12 protein-coding genes and 2 pseudogenes are annotated in these 11,002 nt (G+C 50.6%); 10 read left to right on the forward strand and 4 right to left on the reverse strand.

Annotation, left to right across the window (positions count from 1 at the left end; all coding sequences use genetic code 11):
* Window positions 1-205 (reverse strand): annotated as a pseudogene (locus C495_RS16535) (hypothetical protein); the annotation flags it as partial.
* Window positions 205-516 (reverse strand): hypothetical protein, encoded by a 312-nt coding sequence (locus C495_RS16540; RefSeq protein WP_008165003.1) that lies wholly within the window; start codon window positions 514-516, stop codon window positions 205-207. The pseudogene C495_RS16535 and the gene C495_RS16540, both read right to left, overlap by 1 nt.
* 408 nt (window positions 517-924) lie before the next feature.
* Here C495_RS16540 and C495_RS17770 point away from each other — a divergent pair, with 408 nt between their 5' ends.
* The 10 genes from C495_RS17770 (at window position 925) to C495_RS16575 (ending at window position 8,576) form a co-directional block, all read left to right on the forward strand.
* Window positions 925-1,500: a hypothetical protein gene (locus tag C495_RS17770; protein ID WP_152418931.1), complete on the forward strand. Its 576-nt coding sequence runs from the start codon at window positions 925-927 to the stop codon at window positions 1,498-1,500.
* A gap of 705 nt (window positions 1,501-2,205) precedes the next feature.
* Window positions 2,206-2,856 carry a hypothetical protein gene (locus C495_RS16545; protein ID WP_008165005.1) on the forward strand — a complete coding sequence of 217 codons (651 nt, stop codon included), beginning with the start codon at window positions 2,206-2,208 and terminating at the stop codon, window positions 2,854-2,856.
* Window positions 2,857-2,968: 112 nt separating this feature from the next.
* Window positions 2,969-3,166 carry a hypothetical protein gene (locus C495_RS16550; RefSeq protein WP_008165007.1) on the forward strand — a complete coding sequence of 66 codons (198 nt, stop codon included), beginning with the start codon at window positions 2,969-2,971 and terminating at the stop codon, window positions 3,164-3,166.
* 254 nt (window positions 3,167-3,420) lie between these two features.
* Window positions 3,421-4,131, forward strand: coding sequence for a hypothetical protein (locus C495_RS16555; protein WP_008165008.1), 711 nt, complete (start codon window positions 3,421-3,423; stop codon window positions 4,129-4,131).
* Between the two features lie 319 nt (window positions 4,132-4,450).
* Window positions 4,451-4,603, forward strand: coding sequence for a hypothetical protein (locus tag C495_RS17900; protein ID WP_161605577.1), 153 nt, complete (start codon window positions 4,451-4,453; stop codon window positions 4,601-4,603).
* Between the two features lie 42 nt (window positions 4,604-4,645).
* Window positions 4,646-4,840 (forward strand): hypothetical protein, encoded by a 195-nt coding sequence (locus C495_RS18410; protein WP_241430622.1) that lies wholly within the window; start codon window positions 4,646-4,648, stop codon window positions 4,838-4,840.
* A gap of 67 nt (window positions 4,841-4,907) precedes the next feature.
* On the forward strand, window positions 4,908-5,468 hold the full coding sequence (locus C495_RS16560; protein ID WP_008165010.1) for a hypothetical protein: 561 nt from the start codon (window positions 4,908-4,910) through the stop codon (window positions 5,466-5,468).
* 322 nt (window positions 5,469-5,790) lie between these two features.
* Window positions 5,791-5,991, forward strand: coding sequence for a hypothetical protein (locus tag C495_RS16565; protein WP_008165012.1), 201 nt, complete (start codon window positions 5,791-5,793; stop codon window positions 5,989-5,991).
* A 563-nt stretch (window positions 5,992-6,554) separates the two neighbouring features.
* On the forward strand, window positions 6,555-7,784 hold the full coding sequence (locus C495_RS16570; protein WP_008165015.1) for a Cdc6/Cdc18 family protein: 1,230 nt from the start codon (window positions 6,555-6,557) through the stop codon (window positions 7,782-7,784).
* Window positions 7,785-8,375: 591 nt separating this feature from the next.
* Window positions 8,376-8,576: a hypothetical protein gene (locus C495_RS16575; RefSeq protein WP_008165019.1), complete on the forward strand. Its 201-nt coding sequence runs from the start codon at window positions 8,376-8,378 to the stop codon at window positions 8,574-8,576.
* A 433-nt stretch (window positions 8,577-9,009) separates the two neighbouring features.
* On the opposite strand, the gene C495_RS16580 is transcribed toward C495_RS16575, so the two are convergent.
* A complete protein-coding gene (locus C495_RS16580; RefSeq protein WP_008165022.1) occupies window positions 9,010-10,341 on the reverse strand; it encodes a DUF790 family protein in 1,332 nt (443 codons plus the stop codon).
* Window positions 10,328-10,912: pseudogene (locus C495_RS16585) on the reverse strand (helicase-related protein); the annotation flags it as partial. The gene C495_RS16580 and the pseudogene C495_RS16585, both read right to left, overlap by 14 nt.
* Window positions 10,913-11,002 lie beyond the last annotated feature (90 nt).

Raw genomic sequence — 11,002 nt, forward strand, 5'->3', positions numbered from 1 at the left:
CCAGCCCGCTCAGAGATGTGTATAAGAGACAGGCCTGGCTATCGGACGCTTCGACTGTCGCCGTCTCGAAGGCGTGGTTGGGAGCGCTCGAGGAGATCGCGACGGTCTTGAGTCGGCGGTCGTCATCACTGCTGAGGTGGTCCGTGTGCTCGTCGCGGAAGGTGTCGGCCGCTGCTTTCGATCCAAACTCGATCCGTTCTGTCATCAGTAGGATCGGGTGATATAACGGGTAAGCCGGCGGTTCTTGATCGCCCGCGAGTTGCCATCGTAACCGTTGGTCGGCTCACTGTTCTCGAGTGGTGAGCGCTCGAGGTCGGGCGTGACGTGCCAGGATTTCTGTCCGGCCAGCATGTCGACCCAGACGACCGGCCAGTCGTCGTGGCGGTACCAGCCCGCGGTGTCCGGTCCCCAGGTAAGTCGCATCGCCCTCGCGAACGCGATCGCGAGGAGATTCCGGTCGTGGTAGACGTCGTCAACTATCTTCTCGTCAGTCGGTGGCGGGTTGTCTGCCCCCATGCTCAGATGGGTCGGTCGAGTAAGTGATAGCGGTCGGGAATATCATAGTCTCGTACTAGTGAGACCAATGTTTAAACAGATTCAGGACCAGTTGAAAACGTAGCCATGCCGATCCATCAGGTACAAGTTGATCGTACGTCGGGCGGTGTTGTGCTTCCGAAAAGCGAACTTCGGGCGCTTGGATTGGTCGACGGCGAGGGGAACGTGAAAGATCAGCCAGTGCGGGTGACACGAACCGATACAGGGACATGGGAAGTGTCAGTGATTGATCCAGGCGACTATCCGAAGGCAGAAGTATAAAATATGACACTCCATCAAGATTAGAAGGGTTCAGAGACCCCCATTTGGTGAACTGATTCTAAGATGATTCTATAGCGATTTATCACTGTAAGCTATAAATTAGAGCTGATGGCTGAAAATGACGATAACAGTGAGCTTCTTAACCGGCGTAATGTTATAACTCATATTGGAGCGGTGATTTTCGGTTGGGCCTTGGGAGCTTTCCTTGATCCTTTTAGACGGTTTGTGAACAAACTGATTGCTGGCACTCCCTTAGGAAGAAAACCCCAGATAGCATTTGGATATGCTAAAAGTCAGAAAGTCTATGAGAATGGATACATGTTACGTATAGCTAATAGCGGAGAAGAAACCGCTGAGAATCTATCTCTTCATGTTGGATTCGAAGAGAAAATAACGGACGTAAAAGCAGAAGATTGGGTGAATACACCTCCGTCACCTGAAGTTAATACTGAAATTATTGATGGGGGTATTGCCAGGGTTGACGTTGATGTTGTAAGACGAGAATTTCGAGAACATTTCAACCCGTTGGAGATACATTTTGCCGTTGAAGAGGGTTCACAGAGCAACTTTGCTTATAGAATAGACGATGATGAAACAATATATACAACTTATAGATATTCTTGGATGTTTTTAGGAGAGCGGTATTATGAGTCTACAGAATATCACTTAGCGGGAGAAAATTGACCCATGGTGTGTCCGCGAACCCCGTCTTCGAGGACATTTGAGAGATATCGGGCCTCTCTGCTGCATTGATTCTGGGATCCTATTCTAATCTGTTGGGAGAAAACACTCGAGTAAAATTGGACAAGAGTTTCTACTTCGACCGCGCAATCCCCACAGTTGAATTTAACCTTTAGAATGGTTTTATACTAGAATATAGCATAGATGTAAAATTATAAAGTCCTGTTTCCGAATACCCGTTTTATTAGGCCTGATAAACAAGAATTCGAGGATTTGACGTTATCTCGGACCCTTTATTTCGAAAAAATACTATATCGAATATACATAATTTGTATAATCTCTGGCTATAGGGATTATAAATCCACCGGTATCTAATTCGGTGTATTAGGGGTGTCTAGAGGTTAGAAACTGTAGTTCCTCAGAATCTGAAGGGCCGTTCAAAGGGATCTGAACGTAATACGATAAGAAGAACTCACTGGCAAAGGATTTATATCCTATTGGACTGTACCTGAGTCTAAGAGATACAGACCACGACTTAAGGAACGTCACAGCTGAACCGATGACCCGGCCCTGCGCCAACAGGTGCCGGGTCACCCCGGCAGCCGGACCTTCAGTTCGCTGCGGTACATCTGGATTATCCAGACCCAGCCTAGTTAAGGTTTTCTCTGCCGGTGAGCTACTCCTGAAAATCAATAATCAAGACAACAAATGTCGAAAGAATTCGACTCTGTCAACGAGCTGATTAAAGAACAACATGGGCACATGCCCAGCTTAGAAGACCAGAAAACGCTCTATCATCGCATGTCGGCTGATGATGTGGTCTCGACGAGTGATACTCGGCTACGCACAACACAAGTAGAAGACGAATATGACCATTACCTCGAGCACCAGACTACTGGTGTACTCGGTAATCTCGAGGATCTTAACGTCGTCGAAAAGTTCGAACCAAGTGGCGGCCGTAGCTTTATCTGGAATGAACGGACAGATGAGATGTTCTTCACACCCGAAGCAGACGGCTTTGCCGAGAGTTTCAAAGAAGAACAAAGCCGGCTAATCGACGATCTCGAACCTCGTCCCACTGATGATTCGGCTGAAACCATTGAAGCAGCAGCTGATGACGGTCGACTCACACGACGGGAAGTAGTTGCTGATGAACTATCGGTTCCTGAATCACGGGTCAAGCAGACTCTCACTGGACCACGCGACCTCGTCGATCAGATGGACTTGTTCGATGGTGCCGTACAAGCTATCGAAAGTCATGACGATGTCAAGAAGGGTTCTAACTACGGAGCAATGGGCTGGCGAAACAGAGCTAACCGCTGGGCTGTTTCAGAATACGCGGTGATGCTCGACTCATAACAAGCACCCCAGAGATGGGGCTATCTGAGGATCGTGGTAGAGTCAGAGAGCTTGGGTACAATTCTTATGAATCCGAATTAGAACTTATTAATGAGGTTAGCAAAGGCGACATATGAGACAGCTCATGGTAGTTTTTGGGATCTCCAGTGCAGTAACCGGACTAACCATTGGATTGATAGTCACCAATGCGTTTCAGATTGGTCAGCAAGAAGTAGCGACAGAAAATATTGATGCTGTTGGTGAATTTATTGTCGTTGGCTTAACCGCAATCATCGCGATACAGTTACTCGCCCTTGTGAGTCGGAACTAACTAAGCATACGCACTTTCTGTGGATGTCGTGTCTGAGAAGTAGAGTAGTGTCGGACGATCTCGAGCAGCAGTAACTACAAACTCGAACTGCTCACTGACTTCATGTCACGTCGGACGATGTTTGTCTGCCCAGGTTAGACACTGGCTTTACCCACGTCTCGTCTCTCTCCTTGAATCAGTCCGTAATGTGATCGATACAGTGGACAACTAGCGATATTTTATAAGACGAGGATTCATGCTCGCTAATATAATCGATGGTCGATCTACCAGAAGACGAGTATGAGGAACGGGTTGAACGCGCACGATTAGCTCGTGAGGAAGCTCGAGAGACCATCAACGAGCAAACACAGACGATCTCTGATATCGATGAAAAGGCGATCCAGATTTTTCGGATTAATATAGTGGTTGCAAGTATTTTGATGACTGGCTTGTCCATTGCTGTGAGTAATGATCTCGCATCTGTTAGTACACTCATCACACCGTACACAGCGACTGGATCTGTTCTGCTGTTTCTATCAATCATCCTGGCTGCTATCACCTACACCTCGACATCTGAAAGAGTAGGAATTAACAAAGATACAATTGAAGATAGTATTTTAAATCAAAAATACGACTATGATCTTGTTGAGGAAGAGATATCGAAGGCATATGGTAATATGATCCGGTATAACTTCAAAAAGAACGTATCAAATGTTTTGCTTTTCACATTCACGTTATTAGCTGCTGTAGTCGCAATTTCATACATGGCGATTGGGATTATTGATTTATATGACTCCATTCATCCGTGTATCAACATCCTCATGCTCGGCTTTGTACTCGTGTTTGGGAAATTTAGTGGGCTATATGGAACTACAAACCGGTGGAGAAAGATGACTGACCCACGAGGCCGATTTCAAGAATGGGGACAAAAATGGAGGAACAGGATTGTGACGTGGGTTCGGTTTCGCTCCGACAATTCTGAATGAATATCATCGGTATCAGCACACATATCCACTTCTAAGTCATCAGAATGCCTCATCTCCGGATTAGGCAAAACTACTTCTGAATGAAGAACAAACTAACCAGTATGCCGCCAGAAGAGACTAGCGACGACGATGTCGAAGAGCGTGAACGGCCAGTTATCGAAACTCAGGTCGCATTCAAAGGCGACTTCAACGAGGACGATCAGGGCGATGAGTGACGAAGAAAAAAAGCAGGGTACAGAAACGAAAAGTAGCGAAGGTCGTCCGCGACCGGAAATCGAAACTGTACAGACATTCAACGACGATAACGGCGGAGAGGACGATGAGCGATAACGGAGAGGACAACGACGACCCATTCGACGACACTGATGGTGACGACCGACCGCGGCCAGATATCGACACCGTAGAAGTACTCGGTGGCGAACGTCCAGACGCATCCGAAAAGACATCGGAAGCAGACGGCGATTCCGAGTAGCGTTCAAATCACGCGTGAATTTTGCGTCCGAGAACTCCGGTAGTGTCGGACAGAATCGGCCCGAACTTCCCCTCAAGCATCACCGAAAAACCTAGATTGGTGGCAATATTTGTCCGACATACAGGCATTCCGGACACCATCAATCTCAAACAGCACGAGAACTGTGACGACATGACGGTCTGGCTCAGCCAAGAAGAAGTAGAGCGATTGCTCGAGGCTGCCGACGGAATCGAGTAGTGGATCGCATTCGGTTTTTCTGCGCCTGAAAGGGTGAGGCGCATACTCGTGTGCCTCGAGGCCACGAATGAGTACAAATCGACCACTCCAGAGCGACTCGCATCGAGATCAACCGACAAACGAGTACGCGAGCGACCGCGACCGCAGCTATCCAGGAGACATTGCTCGACTGAACGGACACGAACTCGTCGCGATCGACGAGTGGCTGCCGGGCGCAGAGCCAACACCGTACGAACTCAATCTCACTGATGGCTACGAGTATCGGACACGCTACTGGCGCTGCAGGAAGTGCGGCCAAGAACGCAACCACCGCGACGAGTTCTCTACCCCCTGCGACACCCCCCAGCTGGCGACTGCCCTCGAGGCAGGCGGATACTCGATCGACGACCCACGAACTCGCCGTGCACTGAACGAGGAGTTGGACGTCCGCTTTGCGACAATGGGCCCGATATACGAGGTAGAGAGTGAGAGCGGTGCTACCTACGAGGTCGATATCGAGGCAACAACGTGCACCTGCCCAGATTTCGAGCAGCGCCAGCCAGACAACGGCTGCAAGCACCTTCGGCGTGTCGACCTCGAGATCCGAACGGGACTTGTCCCTGTGCCGGACGGGACGTTCAGCCGCTGACTGTCGACCGACCTCGTCACTCGAGACGGTTTGTATCCCCCGGAAGGGGTGCGGGGGCTCGAAGGGAGTCCACCGCAGCAACCCATGAGACAAAGAGAGACAACAATCACGTCGACAGGCACTGAAACAACTCGGCTCCTGAATCGAGGGATCGCCAGATGACTGATCGCGACGAGTGTCGGATGCCGACATGTTCGGGGCCTGCTCGCGATCGTGTAGGATATTCTGGTCAATTCTGTTCGGACAGTTGTGAGGTCCGCTACGAGCACCTCCAAGCGGACGCTCGAGATGCCGCAGTGGACATGGCAGAGGATCGGTACTGATGCTCGAACAGATCGATCACCGTGGCAAGCACTTCACGATCAGTGACAAGGACGGTGTCGACGACAACGCTCGTGACCGTTATCAGCGAGCAGAAATGCTCGAACGACAGGCACAGCGAGAGATCTGTGAACTTGAGCGTGCGAAAGCAGTCGCTGGATCAATGGGTACAAATCCAGATGTTGAGGTACTCGAACGATGATCTCGAACATTCGGAAGACAATAAAACAGACGGGGACACCTCATTTCCTGAGTTATTGAGAAAACACACCACACGAGAACTACATACCCCTCCTCAGACAACACCCCACACCTCATTTCCTGAGAGTTCAAATAACGATAGAGCAGTAACAAGAACCAGAGAGACACGAAAAGCTCCAGACACACCTCATTTCCTGAGAGCAAGACAACGAAAAACCGAGGTAGCATCGTCTCTGTCACAGACACACCTCATTTCCTGAGAGTTCGGACAACAGTCCACCCCCGAAAACTGCCAAAGCATGTTTAACTAACAGAAAGAATACACTAACTTCTATCTACTGCGGTTACTGTTTCTACGACTCCCAATTAAATCTTTCCCGTTCTAGAGGCCTTCGCATCCCAGCTGAAACCAACCCCATCCTATTTCCCGCCAACTCTCAGGAAATGAGGTGTGTGTGAGAAACAGGTGTCTTTTAAATAAAACCTATTCTCAGGAAGCTCAGGAACACTCCGGAAACTCAGGAAACAAGGGGTTTTATTTCCCTTCAACCAATCAACTTATTCATGGGCCTTGAACCTTTCACGGCAGAAGACCCAATCTTTCTCGATGAAGATGTACTCAGAGACAGCCACAAACCAGAAGACCTGATAGCACGAGACCGTGAACTCGAGGAATACCAAGCCGCCCTCAAACCCGTGATCAAAGGAGCAAGGCCTCGAAACATCTTCCTCTACGGCCAAACCGGAGTCGGCAAAACAGTCGCAACCGAGATGGTAATGGACCGTCTCCGCAAAGATCAAGAAAACTACGACAACCTTGACATCCACGTAGTTCATGTTGTCTGTAAAAACCTGAACAGTTCATACCAAGTCGCCGTTAAACTCGTCAACGAGTTCAGAGACACCAACAATAAAATCCCGACAACAGGCTACCCACCAGACACAATCTACGAGTTCCTTTGGAAACATTTGCGGGAAATAGACTCTACACACGTCCTGTTCGTCTTAGACGAGGTCGATGCCATTGGAAACGACGACGATATCCTGTACGAGCTTCCACGGTGCAACGACAACGGAAACATCCCAGTAGAAGAAACCAAAGTCGGAGTAATCGGGATCTCCAACAAATTCACCTTCAGAGATAACCTCTCCGCACGAGTCAAAGACTCACTGTGCGACGAAGAAATCCACTTCCCCCCATACGATGCCAACCAGCTCCGAAACATCCTGTACCAGCGAGCTGAAAACGCCTTCGTCGACGGCGTCCTGGAAGATGACGTAGTCCCACTGGCCGCCGCATTCGCAGGACAAGAAAGTGGGAGCGCCCGTCAAGCATTGAAACTCTTGTTCAAAGCCGGAGACATTGCACGCAGTCGAGATCTTAAGGAGGTCAAGGAAGAACATATCCGTGAAGCAGAGCCGAAAGTCAAAGAATCGCAGGTCAGAAACGAACTTGAGTCCGTCCCGACTCAAAGCCACTTGACACTGTATGCCTTGCTAACGCTGGAGAAGCAAGACAGTTTGCCGGCTAAAAGCAGTGATATCTACGATGTTTACGAGATCGCAGCGAATAGGATTGATACTGACGTGAAAACTGATAGAACTATCCGTGATCGGCTCAGTCAATTAAAGCTGAAAGGTTTTCTCGACGTGGAGGAGCACAACGAAGGGCCGAAAGGCGGCAGCTACTATCTCTACGAGTTCGGCGACATCCGGCCAAATATGGTGGCAGAAGTTCTACGGGACGTAGACCGGCTAGATGATTTATTCCAAACTGAAATTACTAACTACTGAGTTTAAATACAGAAGATAATTAAGAAAATTCGAACTCGAGTGAAAATGGGAAAAGATGGGGGACTGTTGTCCTGTCTCGATTTTAGATGTTCACACAGTTACAGCCCCGATTTATTTTCGATGAATCCAGACCCTCTCAAACACTCGTGAAATCTGGGGGGTAGGTAAGTGAGTTAACCAGATGACGGCTACAAACATGTTCGCCATATCGACCTCAAGATCCGCATGGGGCTTGTCCTTGTGCCGAATGAAATACTCAGCCACTGACTATTGAACAACCGACTCCAGACGGTTTGTATCCCCCGAAAGGGGTGCGGGGGCTCGAAGGGAGCCCACCGCAGTAACCCATGAGACAAAGAGAGACAGCAATCGCGTCGACAGCCACTGAAACAACTCAGCTCCTGAAGCGAGGGATCGCCAGATGACTGACCGCGACCGCGACGAGTGCCGAATGCCGACGTGTTCGGAGCCTGCTCGCGATCGTGCAGGATATTCTGGTCGGTTCTGTTCTGACAGCTGTGAGGTCCGCTACGAGCATCTCCAAGCAGACGCTCGAGATGCTGCAGTGGATGAAGTCGAGAATCGGTACTGATGCTCAAGCAGATCGATCACCGTGGCAAGCGTTTCACGATCGGTGACGAGGACAGTGTCGACGACGTCGCTGGTGAACGGTGTCGGCGAGCCGAATTGCTCGAACGGCAGGCTCAGCAAGAGATTCGTGAACTCGAGCGTGCGAAGGCAGTTGCTGGACCAGACAGTGCAGGTTCAGATAGTAGAGGACTCGACCGATGACACGGAACGTAGGGGGACGAAAGACACACCGTATTTCCTGAGAAAACAAGGATGAAACTCCCCCTTCATAGATAGTTGATGCCCCACGCACACAGAGTTCACTCTGCACACGGTGTGTCTCAAGTACCGAAAAGCGGTACGTCCGGTGGATCGAAGACAAAGATCAGCACCGGACAGACTGAGGGGTGGGAGTGATCGGACAATGTCGCGCGCAGCGGATCACGCGACAGGTGATATATCCGATGTCCTCATTATCAATCTCTTCCCGATTCCCAGTCAAAGACGCACGCTGAGAGTAACACATACTCCCCCACCCCAGTGTGTCCGGTGTCTTTGATTAGAGGGAAGGAAAGGAATCCGCGTGAATCTCGCACCCCACTTCAGACACGTGAACTCGTCCGTCTATCAAGAGAACACACTGAGAGTTCCGTTCTCAAATCGAATACTCTTCTGCCAGTTCAACCAGGTCGTAGACATGAATTCCGGTCTTGAACCAGAGCACCCGCTCGCTCGTGTCACCGAAGTCATCATTCGAGCAGTCTAACTGTTCGGAGACTGCGACAAGGAGATTCTCAGCATCTGCCTGGCGTATTTTCTTCAGCTTCGACTCGAGATACTCGGGTGTCCAGAATCCGATGATCTCGAGAATCGCTCGCCGGCCATCCGGATGCTCGATCGCGAAATCGGGGATCATTATCTCATCACCGAGGTCAAACACGTCGTCTTCGCGTAGTAGCTCCCAATCCGTGGTCGCTCGCTCCCATTTCTGGGCGAGTGTCTGCTCGAGATCGCTATCGAACTGTCTGCCAGTACTGTAGTGTGAATCGAGTCCGTCAGTGTCGTCCAGTCTGAGTTGCCGTGTCTCACCCGATGTCTCGTCGACAAGTACTGTGGCAGTCATCTCCCAGCGATCACAGAGGGGCAATGCTGGCAGAAAGTTCGCCAGCCGAATGCCGTATTTTTGCGATTGGGAGAACAACGATGCTGGCCCGTCAAGTATGGCCTCGTAGCCATCGGCACGGTCGGTTCGTTCGACACGCTTGCCATCAGAATCGATCGGATAGATCCGATGCATCAGTCCGAAGAGTTTGACGTAGCTGAATACCGTCCCGAAATGATCCCAGACGCGGATCCGCATCTCAGTCGCGTCGTAGAGGACTGCCTGAGCAAGCGCAAGATTGTAGCGAGTGACCAGCCAGTCGACCGTCAGGTCAGTGTGTTCGTACTCGCCATCACTACTGCCAGTCAGTGTCGTCGTTGTGGTCGATTGCTCGCCAGCACCGGTGTACTGGTCAGCAGTTCGCGTGCCAATTTGGACAAGTCGTTTGTTCTCCTCGAGATCAGCGTACATCCCGCGGTAGCATGCTTCGAGTGAGATACCCAACTCATCAGCGACTGCACTATACACCTCTATCTTCTGTGTGTCGTCACCGAGCGTAGGCTGGCGAACAACCGGATACCGCTCGTTAGCTTTCTCGAACAGGCGCTGACGAATCTCACTAGGTTCGACTGAAGACATGACTTCGAACTCACACTCGTCCAGAAGCAGTTTCGCCAGTCCCTGGACGATCTTGTAGTCGGTATCCGCTACAGTGAGTTCGTCGATCGCGTCTTCGAGATCGCCTTTTCGCTCACCGAGATGGGCATCGAACAGCGCAATGAGTTCGCGTGCCGTCTCTCGATAGTTCTCATCCGTTGGATCGATAAACAGCGGCTTGATCGAATCGCCGGTGGTACGAGAACGAGCCAGGTCAGCCGTCAGCATTCGTCGTCACCCCCTGTCGGCGCTGTTGGGACACGTACGTTTCCATCGTGTCTGCCGTGATAATCTCATAGAGTCGGGCCGGCTGGCGGTCATCTGTCGGCCGGAGGATGCGACCAAGCCGCTGGGCATACTGCCGTTTCGATGCGCTTCCTGATAGGATGATCCCCACGTTCGCAGCGGGAACGTCAATCCCCTCGTCAAGTACCTGTGACGTTGCCAGCATCGAGTACTCGCCAGTCCGAAACCGCTCGAGAATCTCGGTGCGCTCGTCCGTCTTCGTTTGATGGGTAATGCAGGGGATTATGAACTCCTGAGAGATTTCGTAGGCGAAGTCATTGTTCGCAGTGAAAATAATCGCGCGGTCGTCGTGGTGACGTTTGAGCAGGTTATCGAGTGTCTCGAGTTTTTTCTCTGCTGTTCGGGCAATGCGTTCGGCGCGCTGCTTGGCGATGAGTGCCCGCCGTCCCTTTGGATCGTAGGACGTTCGTTTGAGGAACTCCTGGTAGCCCTCCTCTTTCCAGAGGTCGAACTCGTGGCTATCGACGTAGTCGCGATAGGTCTGGTACTCATCCGTTCTAGTTTAGCAGATCGGGGTATCCAGAGACGTCGAGCTAGAATAGTCAGTTACTAGGAATGTGAGAATCCGGTGGAGAGTGTGTAC

The sequence above is a fragment of the Natronorubrum sulfidifaciens JCM 14089 genome (assembly GCF_000337735.1).
GTDB classification, from domain to species: domain Archaea; phylum Halobacteriota; class Halobacteria; order Halobacteriales; family Natrialbaceae; genus Natronorubrum; species Natronorubrum sulfidifaciens.

Coding starts and splice junctions, on each gene's coding strand:
- C495_RS16580 (WP_008165022.1), bottom strand. CDS start 10,341: ATGCTGACGGCTGACCTGGCTCGTTCTCGTACCACCGGCGATTCGATC.
- C495_RS16540 (WP_008165003.1), bottom strand. CDS start 516: ATGGGGGCAGACAACCCGCCACCGACTGACGAGAAGATAGTTGACGAC.
- C495_RS16565 (WP_008165012.1), top strand. CDS start 5,791: ATGCTCGAACAGATCGATCACCGTGGCAAGCACTTCACGATCAGTGAC.
- C495_RS17900 (WP_161605577.1), top strand. CDS start 4,451: ATGAGCGATAACGGAGAGGACAACGACGACCCATTCGACGACACTGAT.
- C495_RS16555 (WP_008165008.1), top strand. CDS start 3,421: ATGGTCGATCTACCAGAAGACGAGTATGAGGAACGGGTTGAACGCGCA.
- C495_RS16545 (WP_008165005.1), top strand. CDS start 2,206: ATGTCGAAAGAATTCGACTCTGTCAACGAGCTGATTAAAGAACAACAT.
- C495_RS16570 (WP_008165015.1), top strand. CDS start 6,555: ATGGGCCTTGAACCTTTCACGGCAGAAGACCCAATCTTTCTCGATGAA.
- C495_RS16560 (WP_008165010.1), top strand. CDS start 4,908: ATGAGTACAAATCGACCACTCCAGAGCGACTCGCATCGAGATCAACCG.
- C495_RS16550 (WP_008165007.1), top strand. CDS start 2,969: ATGAGACAGCTCATGGTAGTTTTTGGGATCTCCAGTGCAGTAACCGGA.
- C495_RS17770 (WP_152418931.1), top strand. CDS start 925: ATGGCTGAAAATGACGATAACAGTGAGCTTCTTAACCGGCGTAATGTT.
- C495_RS16575 (WP_008165019.1), top strand. CDS start 8,376: ATGCTCAAGCAGATCGATCACCGTGGCAAGCGTTTCACGATCGGTGAC.